Origin of the sequence: Rhodococcus spelaei, from assembly GCF_006704125.1 — a bacterium.
GTDB lineage: Bacteria > Actinomycetota > Actinomycetes > Mycobacteriales > Mycobacteriaceae > Rhodococcus_G > Rhodococcus_G spelaei.
The window spans coordinates 67,205-90,899 of the sequence record NZ_VIGH01000010.1; the positions used below are offsets into that span (position 1 = coordinate 67,205).

General features: G+C 69.9%; 25 protein-coding genes and 1 pseudogene. 13 read left to right on the forward strand and 13 right to left on the reverse strand.

Annotated elements, in window-relative coordinates; genetic code table 11:
- From FK531_RS20110 to FK531_RS20120, 4 genes and pseudogenes are all read right to left on the reverse strand, one after another.
- The gene (locus FK531_RS20110; RefSeq protein ID WP_142102639.1) at positions 1–633 is read right to left on the reverse strand and encodes a class I SAM-dependent methyltransferase; all 633 of its coding nucleotides are present in this window, start codon (positions 631–633) and stop codon (positions 1–3) included.
- A 22-nt stretch (positions 634–655) separates the two neighbouring features.
- Positions 656–1,519 (reverse strand): sulfurtransferase, encoded by an 864-nt coding sequence (locus FK531_RS22790; RefSeq protein WP_246098299.1) that lies wholly within the window; start codon positions 1,517–1,519, stop codon positions 656–658.
- Positions 1,505–1,996: pseudogene (locus FK531_RS22795) on the reverse strand (O-acetyl-ADP-ribose deacetylase); the annotation flags it as partial. The pseudogene FK531_RS22795 and the gene FK531_RS22790, both read right to left, overlap by 15 nt.
- 91 nt (positions 1,997–2,087) lie before the next feature.
- Entirely contained in the window at positions 2,088–3,341 is a 1,254-nt protein-coding gene (locus FK531_RS20120; protein ID WP_142102642.1) for a serine hydrolase domain-containing protein, read from the reverse strand.
- Positions 3,342–3,512: 171 nt separating this feature from the next.
- Here FK531_RS20120 and FK531_RS20125 point away from each other — a divergent pair, with 171 nt between their 5' ends.
- Both FK531_RS20125 and FK531_RS20130 read left to right on the forward strand, forming a co-directional pair.
- Complete coding sequence (locus FK531_RS20125) at positions 3,513–3,770, forward strand: GlsB/YeaQ/YmgE family stress response membrane protein (protein WP_142102644.1); 258 nt, start codon at positions 3,513–3,515, stop codon at positions 3,768–3,770.
- 95 nt (positions 3,771–3,865) lie between these two features.
- The gene (locus FK531_RS20130) at positions 3,866–4,321 is read left to right on the forward strand and encodes an acyl-CoA thioesterase (protein ID WP_142102646.1); all 456 of its coding nucleotides are present in this window, start codon (positions 3,866–3,868) and stop codon (positions 4,319–4,321) included.
- Between the two features lie 53 nt (positions 4,322–4,374).
- On the opposite strand, the gene FK531_RS20135 is transcribed toward FK531_RS20130, so the two are convergent.
- Positions 4,375–5,406 (reverse strand): phosphotransferase family protein, encoded by a 1,032-nt coding sequence (locus tag FK531_RS20135; RefSeq protein WP_142102648.1) that lies wholly within the window; start codon positions 5,404–5,406, stop codon positions 4,375–4,377.
- A 240-nt stretch (positions 5,407–5,646) separates the two neighbouring features.
- Here FK531_RS20135 and FK531_RS20140 point away from each other — a divergent pair, with 240 nt between their 5' ends.
- The 6 genes from FK531_RS20140 (at position 5,647) to FK531_RS20170 (ending at position 12,548) form a co-directional block, all read left to right on the forward strand.
- On the forward strand, positions 5,647–7,026 hold the full coding sequence (locus FK531_RS20140; protein ID WP_142102650.1) for a cytochrome P450: 1,380 nt from the start codon (positions 5,647–5,649) through the stop codon (positions 7,024–7,026).
- 85 nt (positions 7,027–7,111) lie between these two features.
- The gene (locus FK531_RS20145; protein ID WP_246098287.1) at positions 7,112–7,504 is read left to right on the forward strand and encodes a DoxX family protein; all 393 of its coding nucleotides are present in this window, start codon (positions 7,112–7,114) and stop codon (positions 7,502–7,504) included.
- A gap of 504 nt (positions 7,505–8,008) precedes the next feature.
- Entirely contained in the window at positions 8,009–9,097 is a 1,089-nt protein-coding gene (gene pdhA / locus FK531_RS20155) for a pyruvate dehydrogenase (acetyl-transferring) E1 component subunit alpha (protein ID WP_142102652.1), read from the forward strand.
- On the forward strand, positions 9,094–10,071 hold the full coding sequence (locus tag FK531_RS20160; RefSeq protein ID WP_142102654.1) for an alpha-ketoacid dehydrogenase subunit beta: 978 nt from the start codon (positions 9,094–9,096) through the stop codon (positions 10,069–10,071). The genes pdhA and FK531_RS20160 overlap by 4 nt, the downstream gene beginning before the upstream one ends.
- 12 nt (positions 10,072–10,083) lie before the next feature.
- Positions 10,084–11,268, forward strand: a complete 1,185-nt coding sequence (locus tag FK531_RS20165; protein ID WP_142102656.1) for a dihydrolipoamide acetyltransferase family protein — start codon at positions 10,084–10,086, stop codon at positions 11,266–11,268.
- Between the two features lie 92 nt (positions 11,269–11,360).
- On the forward strand, positions 11,361–12,548 hold the full coding sequence (locus FK531_RS20170) for an MFS transporter (RefSeq protein WP_142102658.1): 1,188 nt from the start codon (positions 11,361–11,363) through the stop codon (positions 12,546–12,548).
- A gap of 246 nt (positions 12,549–12,794) precedes the next feature.
- Here FK531_RS20170 and FK531_RS20175 read toward each other — a convergent pair whose 3' ends face one another.
- The 3 genes from FK531_RS20175 to FK531_RS20185 are packed head-to-tail and all read right to left on the reverse strand — an operon-like array spanning position 12,795 to position 15,675.
- Positions 12,795–14,225 carry an NAD(P)(+) transhydrogenase (Re/Si-specific) subunit beta gene (locus tag FK531_RS20175; RefSeq protein ID WP_142102659.1) on the reverse strand — a complete coding sequence of 477 codons (1,431 nt, stop codon included), beginning with the start codon at positions 14,223–14,225 and terminating at the stop codon, positions 12,795–12,797.
- Positions 14,225–14,560: an NAD(P) transhydrogenase subunit alpha part 2 gene (locus FK531_RS20180; RefSeq protein ID WP_142102661.1), complete on the reverse strand. Its 336-nt coding sequence runs from the start codon at positions 14,558–14,560 to the stop codon at positions 14,225–14,227. Before FK531_RS20180 ends, FK531_RS20175 begins: the two co-directional genes overlap by 1 nt.
- Positions 14,560–15,675: a Re/Si-specific NAD(P)(+) transhydrogenase subunit alpha gene (locus tag FK531_RS20185; RefSeq protein WP_142102663.1), complete on the reverse strand. Its 1,116-nt coding sequence runs from the start codon at positions 15,673–15,675 to the stop codon at positions 14,560–14,562. Before FK531_RS20185 ends, FK531_RS20180 begins: the two co-directional genes overlap by 1 nt.
- A gap of 252 nt (positions 15,676–15,927) precedes the next feature.
- On the opposite strand from FK531_RS20185, the gene FK531_RS20190 reads away from it, so the two are divergent.
- From FK531_RS20190 to FK531_RS20205, 3 genes are all read left to right on the forward strand, one after another.
- Complete coding sequence (locus FK531_RS20190; RefSeq protein WP_142102665.1) at positions 15,928–16,305, forward strand: DUF488 domain-containing protein; 378 nt, start codon at positions 15,928–15,930, stop codon at positions 16,303–16,305.
- Positions 16,306–16,493: 188 nt separating this feature from the next.
- Positions 16,494–17,330 carry a maleylpyruvate isomerase family mycothiol-dependent enzyme gene (locus FK531_RS20200; RefSeq protein WP_142102669.1) on the forward strand — a complete coding sequence of 279 codons (837 nt, stop codon included), beginning with the start codon at positions 16,494–16,496 and terminating at the stop codon, positions 17,328–17,330.
- A complete protein-coding gene (locus FK531_RS20205; RefSeq protein ID WP_142102670.1) occupies positions 17,330–17,965 on the forward strand; it encodes a Type 1 glutamine amidotransferase-like domain-containing protein in 636 nt (211 codons plus the stop codon). Before FK531_RS20200 ends, FK531_RS20205 begins: the two co-directional genes overlap by 1 nt.
- Positions 17,966–17,989: 24 nt before the next feature.
- Here the strand turns inward: FK531_RS20205 and FK531_RS20210 are convergent, their stop codons facing one another.
- From FK531_RS20210 to FK531_RS20235, 5 genes are all read right to left on the reverse strand, one after another.
- Positions 17,990–18,316, reverse strand: a complete 327-nt coding sequence (locus FK531_RS20210) for a hypothetical protein (RefSeq protein WP_142102672.1) — start codon at positions 18,314–18,316, stop codon at positions 17,990–17,992.
- Between the two features lie 174 nt (positions 18,317–18,490).
- Entirely contained in the window at positions 18,491–19,282 is a 792-nt protein-coding gene (locus tag FK531_RS20215; protein ID WP_142102674.1) for an ABC transporter ATP-binding protein, read from the reverse strand.
- 116 nt (positions 19,283–19,398) lie between these two features.
- The gene (locus FK531_RS20225; protein ID WP_142102676.1) at positions 19,399–19,719 is read right to left on the reverse strand and encodes a hypothetical protein; all 321 of its coding nucleotides are present in this window, start codon (positions 19,717–19,719) and stop codon (positions 19,399–19,401) included.
- A gap of 202 nt (positions 19,720–19,921) precedes the next feature.
- A complete protein-coding gene (gene fmdA / locus FK531_RS20230) occupies positions 19,922–21,175 on the reverse strand; it encodes a formamidase (RefSeq protein ID WP_142102678.1) in 1,254 nt (417 codons plus the stop codon).
- A 51-nt stretch (positions 21,176–21,226) separates the two neighbouring features.
- The gene (locus tag FK531_RS20235; protein ID WP_290367639.1) at positions 21,227–21,538 is read right to left on the reverse strand and encodes an FmdB family zinc ribbon protein; all 312 of its coding nucleotides are present in this window, start codon (positions 21,536–21,538) and stop codon (positions 21,227–21,229) included.
- A 125-nt stretch (positions 21,539–21,663) separates the two neighbouring features.
- On the opposite strand from FK531_RS20235, the gene FK531_RS20240 reads away from it, so the two are divergent.
- Positions 21,664–22,119: a nucleoside deaminase gene (locus tag FK531_RS20240; RefSeq protein WP_181763049.1), complete on the forward strand. Its 456-nt coding sequence runs from the start codon at positions 21,664–21,666 to the stop codon at positions 22,117–22,119.
- Between the two features lie 105 nt (positions 22,120–22,224).
- On the forward strand, positions 22,225–23,688 hold the full coding sequence (locus FK531_RS20245; RefSeq protein WP_142102680.1) for a wax ester/triacylglycerol synthase domain-containing protein: 1,464 nt from the start codon (positions 22,225–22,227) through the stop codon (positions 23,686–23,688).
- Positions 23,689–23,695 lie beyond the last annotated feature (7 nt).

Consider the following 23,695-nt stretch of genomic DNA (forward strand, 5'->3'; position numbering starts at 1 on the left):
TCACAACGGCCGGTGCGCGAGCACCCGAAAGACGATGCCGCCCTTGCCGCTTCGACTGACCTCGTCGACGACGAAGCCGGCGTCCTCGAGGTACGGCACCGGGTCGCGGGTGAGGTGGTCGGCTCCGAACCGGATCGACAGCGGCTCGACCGTCCGCATCGCGAGACGCAGGACACGGTTCGTCGCCGGGCCGTGCTCGGCCAGCACGATCCGACCGCCCGGCACCAGCACCCGGAACGCCTCGGTGCTCGCGAGCCCCGGATCGGGGATGGTGCAGTACGTGAACGTCGAGAGCACCGTGTCCACCGATCCGTCCGGCACCTCCAACCGCTGGACGTCACCGTGGCGCACCTCGACCCGCTCGATCCCGTCGTCGGCGATCCGGGTGCGGGCGACCTCGAGCATGCCCTCCGACAGGTCGACCCCGAGGACGTGCTCGATCCCCGGACCGTACAGCGGCAGGTTCAGACCGGTGCCGACCGCCAGCTCGAGCACCCGACCGCGGGCCTGCTCGACCGCCCAGGTCCGCGCCGGACCGATCACGAACCGCTCGAACCATCCCATCTGCCGGTCGTAGTGCTTGGCCATGGCGTCGAAAACCGTACTGACGCGCTGATTTCCGGGCTCTCGCATCGTGCTCTCCAGTGGGCTCGTCCTATGGTGTCGGTCCGGTCGCGGCGGGCCGACTCGGGTCGTTGGACCACTGCGACCAGGATCCGGGATACAGCGCCGCCTCGATCCCGGCGACCGCGAGGGCGGCGACCTCGTGTGCGGCCGACACCCCGGACCCGCAGTACACCGCGACCGGGGCGGTTCCGTCCACTCCCAGCGCGGCGAATCGTCGTCGCAGCGTCTCGACGTCCGCGAACCGTTCCGCGCCGTCGAGGTTGTCGGACGTCGGGGCGCTGATCGCACCGGGGATGTGCCCGGACCGCGGGTCGACGGGTTCGACCTCGCCGCGGTAGCGCTCGCCGGCCCGCGCGTCGAGCAGCACGCCCCGGCTCGACCAGTTCGCCGCCGCATCGGCGTCGATCACGGGCAGGTGGCCCGCGCCGAGCACCACGTCCCCCGGAGCGCGCACCCGGCCGGGGCCGGACTCCAGACCTCGGCCCGCCGCCGTCCACGCCGCGAGTCCACCGTCGAGCAGTCGGACGTCGGCGACGCCGGCCCACCGCAGCAGCCACCAGGCCCGCGCGGCGGCGGTGTTCCCGGTCGCGTCGTAGACCACCACGGCGTCGCCGCCGCGAATTCCCCAGCGCCGGGCGCTGTCCTGCAGTGCGGCGGCCGTCGGCAGCGGATGCCGACCGAACTCCGGGGCGGCCGGCGCGGCCAGCTCCGTCTCCATGTCCACGTAGACCGCGCCGGGGATGTGGCCGCGCTCGTAGTGCGCGCGTCCGTCCGGATCGCCCAGGGCCCAGCGCACGTCGAGGAGCACCGGCGCTCGCGCGGAGCCCAACCGCTCGGCGAGGTCCTCGGCTGTCGTCAGCACGGTCAGTTCCTCCCGCAGCAGCGCCGCCATCGCCTCGTCGAACGCGACGAAGACGACCCGCTCGACCGTCGTCCGGGCGCCGCGGACCGCGGTCACCGCCTGGTGCACCGCATCCCGATGCGGCCAGCCGTACACGCCCGCGGAGATCAGCGGGAACGCGACGGTTCGCGCGCCGAGCTCGTCCGCGACGGCGAGACTGCTCGTGTACGCCGAGCGCAGCACGGCGGAGCGGTCCTCGGTCGCGGAATACACCGGACCGACCGTGTGAATCACCCAGCGGGCAGGCAGGTTTCCCGCGGTGGTCGCGACGGCGTCACCGGCGGGCAAACCGTCGGGCAGGGTCGTCACGCGTAGACGGCGGCACTCGTCGAGAATGCGCGGTCCGCCGGCGCGGTGGATCGCACCGTCGACTCCCCCGCCGCCGAGCAACGCGGAGTTCGCCGCATTCACGATCGCGTCGGCCTCGATGGTGGTGATGTCCCCGCGCAGCACCTCGATCGTCACCATCGCCCCACCGTACCCGGGCCGACCGTGCAGTTTCCGGGGCAAACACCGAGTGGGGCCGACGACAACTGCACTCTCGGCGGGGTGTCCGGGATCAGCGCGTCGGAGTGGTGGACGAGGGCACCGCGGGCACCGGCGCGTTCGCGGCCAGCCGGTAGACGTGATCCGGCGTGATGACCTGCGTGATGGCGGTCCCGAGCATGGTGCTGGGTTCGCCGCCCTGGTACGCGACGTCGGTGTTGGTCATGATGACCAGGGTGGTCTTCTTCTCCGGCAGGTACACCGTCACCGTCTGGTAGCCGGGCAGGCTGCCGTTGTGGCCGATCCAGCCGTCAGCGTTGAAGATCCCCAGTCCGTACCCGACATTCGGCGCGTACCCCGGGGCGTTCACCGTCTCGAGTCGCTGTGCCTGCGTCTCCGGGGTGAGCAGGGTGCCGGTCGCCAGTGCGGGACCCCAGGTGTGCAGGTCGTCGAGCGTCGAGATCATCGCTCCCGCCGCCCACCCCCACGACGGATCCCAGTCGGTGGCCGCGGCTTCCTTGCCGTCGGCGGTCTGCACGGTGTAGCCCTGCGCGTGCGGATCGGGGAACGCGTTGGTGGTCGGGAAGACGGTCTTGTCCATGTGCAGCGGCGCGAGGATCTTCTGCTGCACGTAGTCCGGGAGCGGGAGTCCGCTGACCTTCTCCACCACGAGTCCGAGCAGTGTGTAGTTGGTGTTGCAGTACTGGAATCCCTGGCCCGGAGGGAAGGTCGCGGGCTCCGCGAACGCGTAGCCCAGCAGCTGCTGGGGCGTGAACGGCGCTCGCGGATCGGCGAAGAACGCCTTCTGGAAGGCCGGACTCTCCGAGTAGTTGGCCAGCCCGCTCTGCATGCGCGCCAGTTCCCGGATGGTGATCTGGTCGCCCGCGGGGACACCCTCGACGTACTTCGAGATCGGGTCGTCCAGACCGACCTTGCCCTCGTCGACCAACTGCAGCACCCCGGTAGCCGTGAACGTCTTGGTGAGGCTGCCGATCCGGCTGTAGAAGTCGGTCTGCATCGGAGCGCCGGTCGACTTGTCGGCGACACCGAACGACTTCACGTACGAGCCGTCCGGTCCCCAGATACCGACGATCGCGCCCGGCACCGCGGTCTGGGCCATCGTGGCGTCGATCGCCGCGTCGAGTCGCTGCACGACAGCGGGATCGAGTGTCGCACTGTTCTCGGCGCTGGTGGGTGCCGTGCTCGTCGCCGACGATGTCGTCGTCGAATCGCTCGAGCATCCTGCCGCGGCTATCAGCACGGCGACGGCCGCAGCCGCGCACATCCCTCGTCGCCGGTGGGTCTTCGTCACGGTCTGAGCGGACATCGCCTGTCCCATCGTCGACGTGGGGTTTGCCTCGGAACCTACTCCTCGCGAATGCCGCACGAACGGCTTTCCGCGCGCCCTCTTCGTCCTCCGAACATCGCAGGCTGGGTCCAACTTCGCTACGGTTTCACCAGTGATCGTTGTTGACGCGTCATCTGACAAGGAGTCGACATGCTGGGACTGAGCATCATCGGATGGATCATCATCGGCGGGCTGGCCGGCTGGATCGGCAGCAAGATCATGGGCACGTCCGAACAGCAGGGCATCCTGATGAACATCGTCGTCGGCGTCGTCGGTGGACTGATCGGCGGCTTCCTGCTCCGACTGTTCGGCGTGAACGTCAGTGAGGGCGGCTGGATCTTCAGCTTCCTGACCTGCCTTCTCGGTGCGGTGATCCTGCTGTTCGTGGTCAAGAAGGTCCGTACCTGACCCTGCCCGGGCACGCCGGCTGCGGCATCGTGTCCGAGTGTGGTGGGACTCGCCGTCCGACTGCTGCTGCGGCGAGGGTCGCTAGGGTCTGCGACATGACCGACGCACCGACGCCTGCCGCCGCCGACTACCCAGTGTTGTGGCCGGTGCCGACCCGTTGGGCGGACAACGACCACTACGGCCACGTCAACAACGTCACCTACTACTCGTACTTCGACACCGCCGTCAACGCCTACCTCATCGCGGAGTCCGGGGTCGACATCCGCGACCTCCCCGCAATCGGCGTGGTGGCCGAGACGTCGTGTCGTTACCTGCGTGAGCTCAGCTTTCCCGACCAACTGCACGTCGGGCTGGCGGTGGAGCGGCTGGGCACTCGCAGCGTCGTGTACTCGCTGGCGATCTTCCGCGACGCCCCCGACGGTGGCCTCGAACCCGCGGCGACCGGGCGGTTCGTGCACGTGTACGTCGACGCGGCGTCCCGCCGGCCCGTACCGATCCCCGCCGAGGTTCGGGCCGCCGTCGCGGGACTGGTGCGCACCGGCTCCCGGTGAAACGACGAACGCCCCGCACTCGTTCGCGGGGCGTTCGTCTGCCGGGGATTGCGCTACCGCAGACCGGCCTCACCGGCGACGAGCATCGCCCTGGCCACGATGTCGTCGATGATCTTGGTCGACGGCCCGCCCACTGCGGCAGTGTTCCGCGGGTCCTCCATCGTGCGGCGGAGCACTCCCTCGGCGATGATCGCGAGCTTCCACAGCGCCAGCGCGTGCCAGAAGCCGAGCGCGGCCGGATCGCGGCCGGTCTCGTCGAAGTAGGCCCGCGCCAACTCGTCTCGGGTCGGAAAGCCGTCGAGCGTCGACGCGACGAACGGCCCCTGCACCTCGTCGTCCGCCTGCGACCAGTACGCGAGCAACGCTCCGACGTCGGCGAGCGGATCGCCCAGTGTGCACAGTTCCCAGTCGACCACCGCGACCACCCGCCCGTCCTCCCGGGAGGTGATGACGTTGCTCAGGTGGAAGTCGCCGTGCACCAAGGTCAGTTCGCGCTGGGCAGGCACCGAACGAGCCAGCAGCGCGGCCAACTCCTCCACGACGGGCACCTCGCGGGTCTTCGACTTCTCCCACTGCCCCGACCACCGCTTGAGCTGCCGTTCGGCGAACGGCGAATGACTGGCCAGGTCCTCGAGCGCCGCCAGTTCGAGATCGACACGATGGATGCTCGCCAACGCGGCCGGCATCGACAGCCCGGTGGCGCGACGACGGTCGGTGGTCAACTCCTTGGCGACGCCGATGCTGTCGATCACCAACCCGTCCACGTAGCTCATCAGCATCAACGGTGCGTCGGTGACGGCCGGATCCTCGGTCAGGGCAAGCGCTTTGGGAACCGGCACACCGGTGCCCTGCAGTGCGGACAGGATGCGGTACTCGCGCGCCACGTCGTGCGCCGAGGCCAGCAGGTGTCCGAGCGGCGGCCGGCGCAGCACCCACTGCCCGCCGCCCGCGTCTGCCACCAGGAACGTGAGATTCGACTGTCCATTGCCGATCCGCTTGAACGTCAACGGGGCCACCGCCCCGACACCCAGGTCCGCGATCCAGGCGGACACTGCCTGTTCGTCCAGTCCGACTGCGTTGCTCATTCGGTCCATCCCTTCGCGGCGGCCGCGACCGTGAACGGGCGAGGCGGATTCGGCGGTGCTCCGCCGGATTTCATCCGTCGATGCTAGTTGGCCGCGGCGTGCGCGGGCACCCGTATCGTCGCGGCGAGACCACTTGTGACGATAGTGAGCTGACGAAGCGGCAGCAGACAAACCGCGAGGTCTGCGCGACAATAGCCACGACGCACGCACGCGTCAGGAGCCGAATCGAAGTGCATTCCGATGACCACAACGCTTCCGCACCCGCCGCACCGCCTTCCGGTGCTCGGTGACCTGCTCACCGCCGACCCCGCGAAGCCCGCGCTGAACCTGATGGCGCAGGCGCGCAGCCTCGGCCCGATCTTCGAAACGCGAATTTTCAACCAGGAACTCACGGTCGTCTCCGGAACCGACCTGTACGCCGAACTCTGCGACGACAAACGATTCGGCAAACACATCGGTTTCGCCCTGGTTGCGGGCCGAGAGATCCTCGAGGACGCGCTGTTCACCGCCCACACCACCGAGCCCAACTGGTCCAGCGCGCACAACATCCTGATGCCCGCCTTCACCCTGGCGTCGATGAAGGACTACCACGACGTCATGGTCGACACCGCACGCGAACTCATCGGCTACTGGGACGCCCGGGCCGCGTCGGGGCCGGTGGACGTGCACACCGACACGAGCAAACTGACACTCGAGACGATCGGCCGGATCGGCTTCGGCTACGACTTCCGGTCGTTCTCCTCCCCCGAGCCCGACCCGTACGCCGCCGCGGTGATGCGGACGTTCGCCTACGCCGGGCGCAGCACGTACCGGGTGCCGGTCCACTGGATCGACCGCCTGGTCCGGCACCGCGCCATCGTCCAGAACGACGCCGATGTGGCCTACATCCGAAGTGTCGTCGACGACGTCATCCGTGCGCGCCGGGCGAACCCCGACGATCAGCCCGACGACCTGCTCGCCCTGATGCTCACCACCGCGGACCCGGAGACCGGGCGACGGCTCAGCGACGAGAACATCCGCAACCAGGTGATCACCTTCCTCAACGCCGGCCACGAGACCACCTCGGGCACCATGTCGTTCGCGCTGCACCTGCTGGCCACCCACCCGGACATCGCGGACCGGGTCCGCGACGAGGTGTACGGCCTGTGGCCGGCGGGCGACGATCCGGAACCGGCGTTCGCGGACGTCCACAAGCTCAAGTACCTGCGACGCGTCGTCGACGAAACCCTGCGACTGTGGCCGATCGGGCCGGCGTTCTTCCGCGAACCGTTGCAGGACACGACCATCGGCGGGCACCCGGTCCGGCGCGGTCAGGCGATGCTCGCCCTCACCCTCGCGGTGCACCGGGACCCTGTCTGGGGACCCGACCCGGAGGCCTTCGACCCCGACCGCTTCCTGCCCGAACGGGCCCGCACCCGCCCACCCGGGATCTACAAGCCGTTCGGCACCGGCCTGCGCGCGTGCATCGGCCGCCAGCTCGCGTTGCACGAGACGGTGCTCGCCCTCGCCCTAATCCTGCATCGCTACGACCTCGAACCCGATCCCGACTACCGGCTCGAGGTGGCCGAGGAGTTCACCCTCAAGCCCGCGAACCTGCGACTCGGACTGCGGCGTCGGTGATTCCACGGGCCGATAGGGGTAGCGTCGGCCCGGCAGGGCTTCTTACGCAGCACGAAAGACTCGTTGAACAGGTAGGCATCACCCGTTGACCGTCCAGATTGAGGGGTATCCAGTGGCCGTCGTCGCCATCGTCGCCGCGGTCGTCCTCGCGATCGGTCTACTCGGCGCCGCCACGCCCAAGCTTCGACTGCACGGCACCGCCTGGACCGCCCTGCGGGATCGCGGGCTGAGCGAGAACCAGGTCCGCGCCATCGGCGGCGCGGAACTCGCGGGCGCGCTCGGGTTGCTGGTCGGACTGTTCTGGGGGCCGCTCGGGCTCGCCGCCGCCGTCGCGCTGCTGGCACTGCTGCTGGGCGCCATCGGCTTTCACGTCAAGCACGGCGACTACGGCAACCCCGACATGCGCGGGCCCGCCCTGTACCCGGCCGGCCTCGCGGCCCTCGCCGCGGTCGTGGTCGCCACCCTGCTCGCGACTTAGGGCACCGTCCAGGCACCTGCGCCTGCCAGGACAGTGGTCGGGGGAAAGAGACCGCCGTCGCGCCTACCGTCGACGGTGACAGTCGCAACCACCGTTCCTGATCCGGTGCGGGCGACGCCCCGGGTGAGCCCGCCGAACCAGTAGTCCGAATCGCCGATCGCACCGGTCGACAGGTTGCGCCAGTGGACGACGCAGACGCAGGGCCGCTCGGTTCCCAGGAATTGGGTGACGCCCGGCGTGTCCGGGTCGGTCCTGGCAGTGACGTGCTGACCGACCAACGGGCCCAGGAATCCGGTCGGACCGGTGGCAAGCCCGGCGACCGGGATCGGCAGGACCGTGTCGGTCGGCGCGGCGCCTGCGACCTACCCGCCGACCTTCCGGCCCGGTCCGCACGGTCCGCTTGCGCAGTACGCTTGGAGGTGGATCCTGTGAACTGAGGACACCCCCAGCGCCGCCCGCGGCCCCACGAAGGCCGACGCCCGGCGCGGTCGCGAGGAGGTCGCGGTGGCCGACAAAATTGCCTACCCGGTCCAGCTCGTCCAGCCGGACGGCCGACGCGTGCACGGGTCCGCGCACGCCGACACGGTCGCCGACATCGGACCGCAGCAGCTGCGTGGGATGTACGAGGACATGGTCGTGGTCCGGCGGATCGACGCCGAGGCCACCGCCCTGCAACGGCAGGGCCAGATCGGGATCTGGGTGCCCAGCCTCGGGCAGGAGGCCGCGCAGGTCGGCTCCGCCTGGGCGATGCGCCCCGACGACTTCGTGTTCACCAGCTACCGCGAGCACGGCCTGGCCTACTGCCGCGGCGTCGACCTCGCGCAGTGGCCACGGATGTGGCGGGGCGTGGCCCTGTCGAGCTGGGACCCGAACGAGTTCGGGCTGACCAACCCGGCGGTCATCGTCGGATCCCAGGGCCTGCACGCCACCGGCTACGCGATCGGCGCGCACATGGACGGCGCCGAGATCGCCACCTTCGCCTACTTCGGGGACGGCGCCACCAGCCAGGGCGACCTGGCGGAGGCGCTCGGCTTCGCGGCCAGCTTCAACGCAGGTGTGGTGTTCTTCTGCCAGAACAACCACTGGGCGATCAGCGAACCTGTGCAGCTGCAGAGCCCGTTCCCGCTGGCCGACCGCGCCACCGGCTACGGCATCCCGGGCGTCCAGGTCGACGGCAACGACGCGCTCGCCGTCCTCGCCGTGACCCGCGCCGCCGCCCGCCGCGCCCGCGAGGGCAGCGGACCCAGCTTCATCGAGGCGATCACCTACCGGATGGGCCCGCACACCACCTCCGACGACCCGACCCGCTACCGGACCGGCGCCGAACTCGAACTGTGGCGGGCCCGCGACCCCATCGACCGACTGCGGCGACTGCTCGACCGTGAGGACTGCTTCGACGCGGCGTTCGAAACCCAGGTGAACGACAAGGCCGAGGACGCCGCGTCCGCGTTCCGGGCGGGCACCCTCGCGATCCCCGACCCGGAGCCGCTGAGCCTGTTCGAGCACGTGTACACCCAGGATCACCCGCTGCTCGACGAGGAGCGCGAGCAGTTCGCCGAGTACCTACGGACCCTCGAGGAGGCGCGGCCATGACCACCATGACGCTCGGCGGCGCCCTGAACGCCGGACTCCGCCGGGCACTCGAACACGACCGCAAGGTGCTGCTGATGGGCGAGGACATCGGCCAGCTCGGCGGCGTCTTCCGCGTCACCGACACCCTGCAGAAGGACTTCGGCGGCGACCGCGTCATCGACACCCCGCTCGCCGAGTCCGGCATCGTCGGGACGGCGTTCGGTCTCGCCCTGCGCGGGTACCGGCCGGTGTGCGAGATCCAGTTCGACGGGTTCGTCTACCCGGCGTTCGCCCAGATCGTCTGTCAGGTCGCGAAGATCCACTACCGCACCGAGGGCAGGGTCCGCGCGCCGCTGACCATCCGGGTGCCGTTCGGCGGCGGAATCGGTGCGGTCGAACATCATTCGGAGTCCCCGGAGGCCTACTTCGCGCACACCGCGGGACTGCGGGCGGTCAGCCCGTCCACCCCGGCCGACGCGTTCCACATGATCCAGCAGGCCATCGCCGCGGACGACCCGGTGCTGTTCTTCGAGCCGAAACGCCGGTACTGGGACCGCGGCGAGGTGGACCTCGACTCGCCGCCCGACCTCGACCTGCACCGGGCCCGGGTGGTCGTGGCGGGCACCGACGCGACCGTCGTCGCATACGGCCCGATGGTCTCCACCGCGCTGGCCGCCGCGAGAGTGGCCGAGCAGGAAGGTCACTCGCTGGAGGTGATCGACCTGCGCTCGCTCGCACCCGTCGACTTCGACACCGTCGAGGCGTCGGTCCGCAAGACCGGGCGGCTGGTGGTCGTGCACGAGGCACCGGTGTTCCTCGGACTGGGCGCCGAGATCGCCGCCCGCATCTCCGAGCGTTGCTTCTACCAACTGGAGTCACCCGTGCTGCGGGTCGGCGGATTCGCGACGCCGTATCCCGCCGCCAAACTCGAGAAGTACTACCTGCCCGACCCGGACCGCATCCTCGACGCGGTCGACAAGACGCTCGCCGCCTGAAGGGGGCCGGATGTGACCGACGCTCAGGTGCACGAGTTCCGCCTGCCCGACCTCGGCGAGGGCTTGACCGAGGCGGAACTCGTCTCATGGTCGGTGGCGGTGGGTGAGGGCGTCGCACTGAACCAGGTGATCGCGGAGGTCGAGACGGCGAAGGCGCTCGTCGAACTGCCGTCGCCGTATGCCGGCACCGTCCTGGCCCTGCTCGCCGAGCCGGGCGAGGTCGTCGCAGTCGGGGCACCGCTGATCCGGATCGGCGGCGCGGGGACGCCAGGGCCGACAGAGCCGGAACAGGCTGAGCCCGAACATGGTTCGGTGCTCGTCGGGTACGGGCCGTCCGCTGCGCCGGAGAGCAGGCGCGCCTCCCGCCGACCGGACGCGAAACCGTCCGCCCGCAGGCTGGCCCGCGAGCTCGGCGTCGACCTGGACGCCGTGCCGGGCACCGGGGCGGGTGGTGCGGTGACCGTCGGCGACGTCCGCGCGGGCACCGCACCGTCGGCCCGCGAGACCCGCACACCCATCCGCGGGGTCCGCAAGCAGACCGCCGCCGCGGTCACCCGCAGCGCGTTCACCGCGCCGCACGTCACCGAGTTCGTCACCGTCGACGTCACCGCCTCGATGGACCTGCTCGCCCGACTGCACGCCGTGCCGGAGTTCGCCGAACTCGGGCGGTCACCGCTGCCGCTGGTCGCGAAGGTGGTGCTGGTGGCGCTGCGAGCGCACCCGAGCCTGAACTCGAGCTGGGACGAGGACCGGCAGGAGATCGTCACCAAGCACTACGTGAACCTCGGCATCGCCACCGCCACCGACCGCGGACTGCTCGTCCCGACGGTCAAGGACGCCCACCTGATGAGCCTGGTCGAGCTGACCCGGGCCATCGACGAGGTCACCGAGGCCGCGCGGTCGGGCCGGGCCACCCCCGCGGACCTGTCCGGCGGCACCGTCACCATCACGAACGTCGGGATGTTCGGGGTCGACGCCGGGACCCCCATCCTCACGCCCGGGGAGGCGGCGATCGTGTGCCTCGGCGCGGTCGCACGCCGGCCGTGGGTGGTCGACGAGGAGATCGCGGTCCGCTGGGTGAGCACCCTCGGACTGTCGTTCGACCACCGACTGGTCGACGGCGACCAGGCGTCGAGGTTCCTCGCCGACGTCGCCTCCACGCTCACCGATCCGCTCACCCTCCTCGCCCGCGCCTGACGTGCGGCTGCGCCGCCCGTGCGCGCCGTTCACCCCGACCGGGGTATTTCGCGCGCACAGTCCGCCGGTTGCCCAGCCGGTAGAAAGGACGGGTGTCCGTTTCCACCGCCGAACCCGTCCGCCTCCGCCGAGCGCGCGCCGCGATCTTCGGCATCTTCGCGGTCAACGGGTTCCTGCTGGCAGCGTGGGTCGTGCACATCCCGTCGATCTCCGACCGCACCGGTATCAGCCACGCCACCCTCGGTTGGCTGCTGCTCGTCCTGGCCGCCGGTGCCCTGGTCGGCATGCAGATCGCCGGACCGCTCGCCGACCGCTGGGGCAGCCGCCGGATGGTCCTGGCTGCCGGCGCGCTCATCTCCGCCGGGGTGATCGGTCCCGCCCTCGCGACCGACGCCGTCGGTCTCGCTGCGGCGCTGGCCGTGTTCGGTCTCGGCAACGGCGCCCTCGACGTGTCGATGAACTCGCAGGCGGTGCACGCCGAACGAATGTACGGACGGCCGATCATGTCGGCGTTCCACGCCCTGTTCTCCGTCGGCGGGGTGGTCGGGTCGCTGCTCGGTGCCGCGACCCTCGCGTCGGGATGGTCCCCGCTGACCGCGTTGGCGGGGGCGTCGGCGATCGGTTTAGCGACGGTCGCGGTGTGCGGCCCGCTGCTGCTGCCACACCAGGTGCACGAGCACACCGCGCCGCCCGGATCATCGGGATCCGGCGGGCGCGGGGCAATCCGCAGGGTGCTGACCCTCGGCGCGATCGCGTTCGCCCTGTTCCTCGCCGAGGGCGCAGCGAACGACTGGAGCACGCTGCAGGTCAAGGAGCACCTCGGCACCTCGGACGCGACCGCCGCCCTCGCGTTCGGCGCGTTCGCGGTGATGATGACGGTCGGGCGGTTCGCCGCGGACCGGGTCAGTGCGGCGCTCGGGCCGGTCGCGGTGGTGCGCTACGGCACCCTGATCGCGGCGGCCGGACTGGCGACGGTGATCGCGTCCGGCTGGGTGGGGCTGACCCTGTTCGGGTGGGCGCTGTTCGGGCTCGGCCTGTCGGGCTGCATTCCGCAGATCTTCACCGCCGCCGGGAACCTCGGCGCCGGCGCGCCCGGGGTCAACATGTCGCGGGTGGTCGGGATGGGCTACGTCGGACTGCTCGCCGGACCCGCACTGCTCGGCTGGCTGACCAGTCTGATGCCGCTGACCGCGACGCTCGTGGTGCCACTGGCGTTCGTGTTGATGGCGTCGCGTTGTGCCGATGTCGTGCGCCCCGCCGCACCCGGCGAACTCGACTGAGTACCGGCAATTTCGGGCAATTCGACCTCCCGGGCTCGGCGCCCGGGTAGCTTCGTGCCGCGCACGAGCATTCATCACATCGAGGAGCCACATGGGCAGCATCAACGAAATCGATCCCGTCGCCAGGCTGATCGCACTGGTCACCACCGCGCTCATCCCGACCGGCAGCGTCATCACCTAGGCACGAGACGACGAAGGCGCCCTTCCCCGTTCGAATCGCGGGAAGGGCGCCTTCGTCGGCTGACGCTAGAGCGCCTTGAGCTCCTCGGTGACCTCGGAGACCATCTTCTTCGCGTCACCGAACAGCATCGAGGTGGTGTCGGCGAAGAACAGCGGGTTGTCGATGCCGGCGTAACCCGAGGACATCGACCGCTTGAGAACGATGACCGAACGAGCCTGGTCGACGTTCAGGATCGGCATGCCGTGGATCGGCGAGCTCGGATCGTTGCGCGCAGCCGGGTTGGTCACGTCGTTGGCGCCGATGACGATGGCGACGTCGGTGCGCGAGAACTCACCGTTGATGTCGTCCATCTCCTTCATCGCGTCGTACTCCACGTCGGCTTCGGCGAGCAGCACGTTCATGTGACCGGGCATGCGGCCGGCGACCGGGTGGATCGCGTACTTGACCTCGACGCCACGCTCTTCGAGCATGCTGGCCATCTCCTTGACCGCGTGCTGGGCCTGCGCGACGGCGAGACCGTAGCCCGGCACGACGATGACCTGGTTGGCGTACGCCATCTGGATCGCCGCGTCCGACGCGGACGTGGCCTTGACCGTGCCGCCGGTGGCACTCGCCGCGCCGGCTCCGGCATCGTCGCCGCCGAAGGAGCCGAACACGATCGCCGGGATGGACCGGTTCATCGCCTTGGCCATGAGGTTGGTCAGGATCGTGCCGGACGCGCCGACGATCATGCCGGCGACGATCATCGCCTGGTTGTTCAGCGCGAGACCGGCGGCCGCGGCGGACAGACCGGTCAGCGCGTTGAGCAGCGAGATGACGACCGGCATGTCCGCGCCGCCGATCGGCAGCACGACGAACAGGCCCATGAGCCCCGCGACCACGAGCAGCACCGCGATCCACAGCGCCGAGGTCGGGTTGTTGGCCGGGTCGGCGTTGACGCCGATGTACACCGCGATGGCGATCGAGACGATCGCGAGGACGATGTTCGCGAGCTGGAACGCCTTGGCGCCCGCCACGAACTTCTTCTCGAGGTTCTTGTTGAGCAGTTCCTGCAGCTTCGAGAACGCGACGAGCGAGCCCCAGAACGAGACCGAACCGACGATCGCGGCGAACAGCGAACCGACGACGACCGGCGCGGTCGGCACGTCGGCGAGGGTGGTGAAGCCGTCGGAGTCGAGGAACTCGGCCCACGCGATGAGCGCGACGGTGCCACCGCCGACGCCGTTGAACAGCGCGACCAGCTGCGGCATGGCCGTCATCTTGGTGCGCAGGGCCGGCGGGACGCCCAGGACCACACCGACCAGCAGGCCGCCGACGATCAGTCCCCAGTTGTCGGTGTCGCGCACGTCGATCAGGACGGCGACGACCGCGATCAGCATGCCCACGGCGGCGATGTAGTTGCCGCGCACCGCGGTCTTCGGACCGGTCAGGCCCGACAGACCGTAGATGAACATCGCGAACGCGACGATGTACAGGATCGAGACGAGGTAGCCCATCAGGCGTCAGCCCCCTTCTTCTCGGGAGCAACCTTGACGGCGTCCTTCTTGGGCTTGAACATCGCGAGCATGCGGTCGGTGACGACGAAGCCACCGACCACGTTCAGGGTGCCGAACACCAGCGCGACGAACAGGATGATCTTGATGCTCCACGGCGCGTCGCCGGGCAGGTGGCCGAGCACCACCAGCGCACCGAGCACGACGATGCCGTGGATGGCGTTGGTGCCCGACATCAGCGGCGTGTGCAGGGTGTTGGGCACCTTGGAGATGACTGCGAAGCCCACGAACCCGGCCAGGACCAGGATCGCGATGTTCGCAAGAAGTTCGGTGTACATCAGGCGGTTGCCTCCTTGCGAGTGACGCACGCGGCAGCGAGCACCTCGTCGTCGAAGTCCGGCGCGACTGCGCCGTTCTCGTCGAGCATCAGTTCGACGAGGGCGTACAGGTTCTTGGCGTACAGCTCGCTCGAGTGCTCCGGCATGGTGGCCGGGAGGTTCAGCGGGGAGCAGATCGTGACGCCGTGCTTGACGACGGTCTGACCGGGCTCGGTGATCTCGCAGTTGCCACCGGTCTCGCCCGCGAGGTCCACGATCACCGAGCCGGGCTTCATGCCCTCGACGGCGGCGGCGGTGACCAGTCGCGGTGCGGGACGACCCGGGACGAGGGCGGTCGTGATGACCACGTCGAAGCCCTTGATCGCATCCTCGAGCGCCTGCTGCTGCTGGGCCTGCTCGGCCTCGGTCAGCTGGCGGGCGTAGCCGCCCTCACCGGCGGCGTCGATGCCCAGGTCCAGCCACTGCGCACCGACGGAACGAACCTGGTCCGCCACCTCGGGACGCACGTCGTAGCCGGTGACGCGGCCGCCGAGACGCTTCGCCGTGGCCAGCGCCTGCAGGCCGGCGACGCCGACACCGAGCACGAGCACCGTGGCCGGCTTGACGGTGCCGGCCGCGGTGGTGAGCATCGGGAAGTACCGGGTGGACTCCGACGCCGCCACGATGACCGCCTTGTAGCCGGCGACGTTGGCCTGCGAGGACAGCGCATCCATCACCTGGGCGCGGGAGATGCGCGGGATCGCCTCGACGGCGTACGCCTCGACACCCGCGTCCGCGAGCGCGGCGATGCCGGACTCGTTGGTGCGCGGGGCGAGGAAGCCGATCAGCTTCTGGCCGGCGCGCAGCCGGGCGGTCTCCTCGGCGTTCGGGGCCGCGACCTTGAGGACGACGTCCGCGGACCACGCGTCGCCGATGGTCGCGCCCGCCTCCTTGTACAGATCGTCGGGGATGAGCGCTCCCAGACCGGCGCCGGACTCGACGACGACGTCCATGCCCTTGCCGATGAGTGCGGCGACGGACTTGGGAACGAGCGCGACCCGCCTCTCGCCGTCGTTCGTTTCCCGAACGACGCCGACAGTCGGGCGCGCCTGTGGCGAACTCTGCGTTGTGTCCAACTTGTTTACTTCCTGAGGTAGACGGTGATCGGGCCGCACCGTGTGGCAGCCCTCGTGCGACAAGCGGAAGATGACCCAGCACGCACGAAGTAGCTCATGCTAGCCAGACCTACGGTCCCGAAGGGAACTCGCTTCCCGCTCAACGCGCACTGAATCGACTCAGAACAGGGACGTACCGGGCGAAACCGACACAAATGGAATGACCTGCGTCACATCACGTAGCCTGAGGGCAGTCAGGGAGTGGAGGTGCCGATGAGCAGTCAGGCCACGCCGACGATCACGGTCGAGCGCGTCTACGACCATCCGGAGGCCGAACCCGGCACGGCCCGCATCTTCGTCGACCGACTCTGGCCGCGCGGGGTTCGCAAGGACGATTTCCACTACGACGACTGGGCGAAGGACCTCGCCCCGTCGTCCGAACTGCGCCACTGGTACAGCCACGACGTCTCCCATTTCCGCGAGTTCCGGGCGCGCTACCGCGCCGAGCTCGAATCCGATGCGGGTCGCGAGGCGATCGCGCGGGTGCTGGCCCTCGCCCACGGACGGCCGATCGTGCTGCTGACCGCGACCCGTGACGTCGAACACAGCAACGCCGACGTGCTCGCCGAGTTCCTCCAGGAGGTCGGGTGAGCAACAGCGACCTCGGCGGCGACCCGGCGTGCTGGTTGGACCGCGTCTGCCCGGACTGCGGCGCGTTCCTCCCGGACGGCCCCGAATCCGGCTGTCCCCGATGCGCCCGACTCCCCCAGGCAACGCCGCCCGAACACGCCCGCACCGATACCCCGGACGATCGGTCCGGCCGGTCCTAGAGTGACCCGATGAGCGACGCGAGAAAGCCGACACTGGTCGAGAAGCAGCCGTTGACCGCCGCGCTGATCGAGGAGTGGGACAAGATCGGATTCGTGCTCGACGGCCTGTCGCCGGAGCAGTGGTCGGCGCCGTCGCCGCTGCCGGGATGGTCGGTGCACGACGTCGTCTCGCACCTGATCGGCACCGAGTCACTTCTCAGCGGCGTCGAGCCGCCGGTCCCGGAGGAGGCCGTACCCGCCGCCGATCACGTGCACAACCCGATCGGCGCGTACAACGAGCGCTGGGTGATCGGGCTGCGGGAGCGCACGCCGGCACAGATGCTTGCCGCGTTCCGGGACATCACGATTGCCCGCGCCGAGGCGCTCGAGGCCATGACGCAGGACGACTTCGACGCACCGGCTATGACACCGGTCGGACCCGACAGCTACGGCCGCTTCATGCGAACCCGACTGTTCGACTGCTGGTTTCACGAGCACGACATCCGCGACGCCGTCGACCTGCCCGGCGACGAGGGCGGGCCGCGTGCGGAGTACGCGCTGGCGGAGATCCTCGCCGGGCTCGGGTTCGCGGTCGGGAAGAAGGGCCACGCGCCGCAGGGTTCGTCGGTGACGTTCGACCTCTCGGGACCGCTCGCCCGCCGGATCCACGTGGCGGTCGACGGCCGCGCGGCGGTCGTGCCCGCGCTCGACGGACCCGCGACCGCGACACTGGGCATGGACTCGCGACTGTTCACCCGACTGTGCGGCGGCCGGGTGAATCCGACCGATCACCTCGGCGAGATCACCTTCGGCGGCGACGAGGAACTCGGTCGGCGGGTGGCGACCAACCTCCCGTTCACCATCTGATGCGACTGTTCCTGTCCTCGTACCGGTTCGGCGCCGATCCCGACCGGCTGCTGAACCTGGTCGGCGAGCCGGGACGGGTCGCGGTGATCGCGAACGCGGCCGACGCGTGGGGCGGGGCGCGCGCGTCGGCGGTGCTCTCGGACCTGGTGCCGTTGCGCCGGCTGGGTTTCGAGCCGGCGGAGCTGGACCTGCGCGAGTTCGTCGGCCGGCCGGACGCGTTGCGCGCCGCACTCTCGCGGGTGCAGATGGTGTGGGTGCGCGGCGGCAACACCTTCGTGCTGCGGGCGCAGTTCGCGCGCAGCGGCGCGGACGTCGTGCTGCCCGACCTGCTGCGCGGCGACGCCCTGGTCTACGCGGGATACAGCGCGGGGGCCTGCGTGATGTCGCCGAGCCTTCGGGGTCTCGAGCTGCTCGACGACCCCGCCGAGGTCGAGCCGACGTGCGGCGTCCCGGTGGTGTGGGACGGGCTCGGGCTCGTCGACCACGCGATCGTCCCGCACTACCGGTCGCCGGGCTACGAGCCGGCGGAGGCCGCGCTCGTCGAGCAGGTCGCGGACAACTACCGGCGGTCGGGGACCCCGTTGCGCACGCTGACCGACGACGAGGTGATCGTCGTCGGTCAGGGTCCGGTCTAGATGGGGGCTGGGAGGGTGTCGGGTCTAGCCGATCCCGACGATCTGCTGCCGCGGTCGCACCACCGGCAACAGGGAACTGCGTCGCGTCGCCTTGAGCCGGCGGCGCGAGACCTCGTCCGCGCCGCCGAGCAGCGCGTCGACGAGCAGTTCGGGGTCCCGGTGCCACGCACCGAGGACGGAGACCAGGGCGTCGTCGGAAAACAGGCCGCTGTCGGACAGTGCGATCATCCACTCGTCCGTGTCCCCGCCGCGCACCCGGTCGATGGCGTGGACGTCGATCTCGCCGCCGTCGTACTCGTACGACAGAACAGCGTTGACCAGGTCGTATGTCGGGGATCCTAGAACTCTCATCAGGGCGGTCCCTCCGTCGGATGCGACTTCGCGTTGTGCTGTAACACTGCGACGCTCTCGAGCGATTGGGGACACGCTAACCCTGATTTGCTCTCATGGCGAGGGTGCCGCGCCACGATCCGATAACAGAGTGTCTACTGTGACGAATGTGACCAATGAGGTCAAGCGTGTCGGTCACCCGGCAAGGACGGACTCCACCACCGGCGCGGGACTGAACCGGATCGACGGCCGACCGTCGGGCCCGTCGCCGGACACCCGAGCGTGCACGTTGTAGACCCGGGCGATCAGCTCCTCGGTCAGCACCTCCGACGGTGTACCCGCGGCCACCACCCGTCCGGACTGCAGGACCACCAGCTGGTCGCAGAACATGGCGGCGAGGTTCAGGTCGTGCAGCGCGACGACGCTGGTGATCGGCAGGCGCGCGACCAAGGTGAGCAGCTCGAGCTGGTGCTGGATGTCGAGGTGGTTGGTCGGCTCGTCGAGCAGCAGTTCCCGCGGCTCCTGCGCCAGCGCCCGCGCGATCTGGACGCGTTGCCGCTCGCCGCCGGAGAGCGTGTGCCACAGCTGGTCCAGCTTGCCGGTGAGTCCGGTGTGCGCGACCGCAGCGGTCACCGCCGCCTCGTCCGCGCCCGGATCACCACCGAACGCGCCGCGGTGCGGAATCCGGCCCAGGCGCACCACGTCCCGCACGGTGATGTCCACGTCGGTGTCGGCGTGCTGGCTCACCACGGCCACGGCCTTGGCGACCTCGCGGCGCCGCGCCCGCGACAGCTCGGTGCCGTCGAGCAGCACGGTGCCGCGGGTGGGCCTGCGCACCCCGCTCATCAGCCGCAGCAGCGACGACTTGCCGGACCCGTTGGGGCCCAGCAGCCCGACCATCTGCCCCTGCCGCGGTTCCAGGGTGACGCCGTTCACGATGAGCTTGCCGCCGCGCTCCCAGACCACCTCGCGTGCGTGCAGTGTCAATGCGTCTTCCTTCGGCGGTACTGGACGGCGATGAACGCCGGGACCCCGACCGGCAGCGGGGTCGGCGCGACCGCGGCGCGCGAGATCGCGTCGACCCACACCATGAAGATCAGCGATCAGGCGAACGCCGAGGCCGCGGCGGACAGCGAGTCCGCGTGCCGGCCCCGGGACCCCTTGAACCGGCGCAGGGTGACCTCGTCCGCGCCGTCGAGCAGGGCGTCGACGAGCAGTTCCGGATCGAATCGCCACGCCCGCTCGACCTCGGTGACGATCCGTTCGGACAGCATCCCGGACGACGCGATCGCACGGACCCAGTCGTCGAGCAGTCCGGCGCGGATGTCGTCGACGGCCATGGCATCGACAGTGTCGAGATCCTCGAGCTCGTACGCGAGGATCGCTCGAACCATGTCATCGACCCCGTTGGACAGATCGTTCATCTCGTCACTCCTTCTGCAACTGCTCCTGCCCTCCAACCGGAGGACATTGCACTCGACCTGTAACGCTTGCACGCTGCCGAGCGATAAGGGGCAATCTATCCGTTGAACGGGAAAGTTTGTATAGCTAGAAAATAAACACCTCGTTAACGGACGGGCGTGATGTCTCACACACCGGGACTTACGTTGTAAGGTGCGTCACCCGCTAGCCCACCGTGTGTGGCGCTCCCATGCCGGGATCGATCCGCACCGGACCGGCCGCGGACGGGGTGACGTCGAAGTCGAAGATCGCCGTCGGCAGGTACACCGTCGCGCACGAGTTCGGGATGTCCACCACCCCCGACAGCCGACCCTCGATCGGCGCCGCGCCCAGCAACAGGTAGGCCTGCTCGGGGCTGTAGCCGAACTTCGTCAGGTAGTCGATCGCGTGTAGGCAGGCCCGCTGGTACGCCAGGTGCGAATCGAGGTAGCGCTGCTCCCCCTCCAGGGTCACCGAGGTCCCCGAGAACGCCAGCCACTGCGAGTACTGCGGGTCGGTGTTGCCGGGCATGAAGATCGCGTTCTCCGAGACGCCGTAGGTCTCCATGCCGCCCTTGATCAGGTCCACCCGCAGGTCGATGAACCCGCCCATCTCGATCGCCCCGCAGAAGGTGATCTCGCCGTCGCCCTGCGAGAAGTGCAGATCCCCCACCGACAGGTGCCCGCCGTCGACGAACACCGGATAGAAGACGCGACTGCCCTTCGTCAGGTTCTTGATGTCCTGGTTGCCACCGTTCTCCCGCGGCGGGGCGGTACGGGCGGCCTCGGCGGCGACCCGGTCGAACTCGGCCCCCGCGAGCGTGCCGAGGATGGCGTCCCGCGGTTCCGGCGGCAGCGCCAGCGCGGGCACCCGGTCCGGGTCGGTGGCGATCAACGCGCCCTCGCGAGCGTTCCACCGCGACAACAACTCCGCGGACGGCGCGGTCCCCATCAGGCCCGGGTGCACGATGCCAGTGAAGCTCACGTGCGGCACGTGCCGGGAGGTCGCGGTCTGGCCGGAGAAGTCCCAGATCGCCTTGTACGCGTCGGGGAACTGGTCGGTGAGGAACCCGCCGGCGGTGGACTTGGAGAAGATCCCGGTGTAGCCCCACCCCTGGCCGGCGAGCGGGCCCGAATCCTCTTGCGGGATGGGCCCGATGTCGAGGATGTCGACGATCAGCAGGTCGCCGGGCTTCGCACCCTCGACCGCGAACGGCCCCGACAGGGTGTGCACGGTGGTCAGCGGGGCGTTGAGAATGTCGTCGGCCGAGTCGTCGTTGTGGATCGCGCCGTCGAACCACTCACGACAGTGCACCCGGAACTCGTCGCCGGGCTTGACGGTGACCGCGGCCGGGATGTCGGGGTGCCAGCGGTTGTGCCCGACCTTCTCCTGATCGGTGAACTTCTTCGACGAATCCAACGGGAACAGCAGCTCGGGCATGGACGAGTCTCCTTCTCGGACGTGGACTTTCGGATCGACGCGAGGACTGGATCAGGGTCGCGGCAGCGTGCGGTGCAGCGGGTTCGCGGTGGTCGGGGTCGGGTTGCGGACCACGCCCGGCCGGGGGCCGGTGACCACGGCCGGTTCGCTCGCGGAGCGTTTCGTCGCGTCGAGCAGGCACATCGCGGCGGTGGCCCCGTGAGCGAGCCGGGGTCCGGTGATCTGGCGTCGCGCGGCGCTCGCGCAGGTCGGGCAGCCGGCCGCATCGGGAACGGTGGCCATCGGGAAGGTCCGGTCGAAGGGGCCGCAGGCGGCACACCGGAACTGGTAGAGGGGAATGACGACATCCTTTCGCCAGGGCAAGGATCGAAGTCCCTCCGACGGTAACCGAGAAGCCCCGTCCACGCATTTCGACGCGAATCCTCGCCTCGCACAGTCGCACTCGGGGCGGCGTTGACATCACCGAGCCGGCGGGCCGAAGGTGGGTCATGGACACTCCCTCCCCCGACCTCCTGCTCGAGACCGCACTCGCCGAGGCCAGGGCCGGACTCGCCGAGGGTGGCATCCCCGTCGGCGCCGCACTCTTCGCCGCCGACGGCACCCTGCTCGGGCGCGGACGCAACCGGCGCGTGCAGGACGACGACCCGTCGATGCACGCGGAGACCGCGGCCTTCCGCGCCGCCGGCCGCCAGCGCGACTACCGCTCGACGATCATGGTCACCACCCTCTCGCCGTGCCTGTACTGCAGCGGCCTGGTCCGCCAGTTCAACATCGGCGCACTCGTCGTCGGCGACGCCGTCACGTTCGGCGGCGGGCACGCCTGGCTCGCCCACCACGGGGTCGCGGTGACGGTGCTCGACGACCCGCGGTGCATCGAGATGATGGCGAGCTTCGTCGCCGAGCAGCCGGAACTGTGGAACGAGGACATCGGCGTCACCGAGTAGCCCGCGGCACCCCGGCGCCGCCAAACCGGTGACGCGCCCGGCCCGTCGGGTACACACTGAATTCGACGACCGCGGGCAGGACTTGACCACCGAGGGAGTGCGACCATGGCCGATGGCGATCCGCTGATTCCACCGAGCGCGGTCGACGTCGACCTCTCCGCCGTCGCGGCGGGCTGGAACCGCACCATGTCCGACTTCGAGACCGGCATGTGGCGGATGGAGGAGGCGCAGCCGCAGCTGCGCACCCCGATCGTCGCGGTCGACGTCCTGGACCGCCCGCCGAACTGGAACCGGCTGGTCCAGGCGCACGAGTGGGCCTCGCACATCGTGCCGCGAATCCGGATGCGGGCGGTGGAGCCGGCGTTCGGTCTCGGCAATCCGGTGTGGTCGGTGGATCCGGAGTTCGACCTCGACTACCACCTGCGCCGGATGCGGCTGCCCGAGCCGGCGGACTTCGACCACGCGCTGCGGATCTGCCGGCACCTGGCCACCGAGCCGTTCGACAGGGCCCGCCCGCCGTGGGCGGCGATGCTCATCGAGGGCCTGCCCGACGGCCGCGCGGTGTACGTCGTCAAGACGCACCACAGCATGACCGACGGCATGGGCGGCATCGGGTTGATGACCCTGCTGCACAGTCGCCGCGCCGAACCCACCCCCGACAAACCCGACCGGCTGCCCGCACCGCCCGAGCACCTGTCGACGCTGACCGCCATGCGCCAGGACATGATCGCGGAGATACGCAAGGCGCCCGGGCGGATCGGCGACCTCGTCGGCGGCGCGGTGCGGGCGGCCGTCGCGACCGCCATCAATCCGGTCGGTGCCGCGACCGAGGTTGTGGGATATGCGAATTCGCTGCGCCGCATCGTCACCCCGCCGCCCGCGACCGGCTCTCCGATGCTGCGCAGCCGCGGGCTCGGCCGCTGGTTCGGGGTGCTCGAGGTCGGACTGCCGGAACTCAAGGCCGCGGCCCACGCGGCCCGGGGTTCGGTCAACGACGCGTACGTCGCGGCGCTGCTCGGCGGGTTCGCCCGCTACCACCGTGAACTCGGCGTGAAGGTCGGCGACATCCCGATGGGCATGCCGGTGAACATGCGCCGGGCCTCGGATCCGTCGGGCGGCAACCGGTTCGCGGCCGTGCGCTTCGCTGGACCGGCCACCGAGACCGATCCGGTCGAGCGGATCGCGAAGGTGCGCTCGATCGTGCTCGGCCTGCGCGAGGAGCCCGCGCTCGACGCGCTCGACCTGGCCGCCCCGTTGCTGTCGCGGCTGCCCACCTCACTGCTCGCGACCTGGTACCTCTCCCAGTCCACCGGCCTCGACCTGCAAGCCAGCAACGTCGCCGGGGTCCCGGTGCCGGTCTACCTGGCGGGTGCGCGGATCGAGCGGATGTTCCCGTTCGGTCCGGCGCCGGGCTGCGCGGTCATGGCGACCCTGGTCTCGCACGTGGGCACCTGCTGCATCGGAGTCAACCTGGACACGGCCGCGGTCACCAAGCCGGCGCTGTTCATGAACTGCCTGCAGGAAAGTCTCGACGAGATCGTCGAACTCGGACGACGGGAAGGGGCGTAGGTCATGA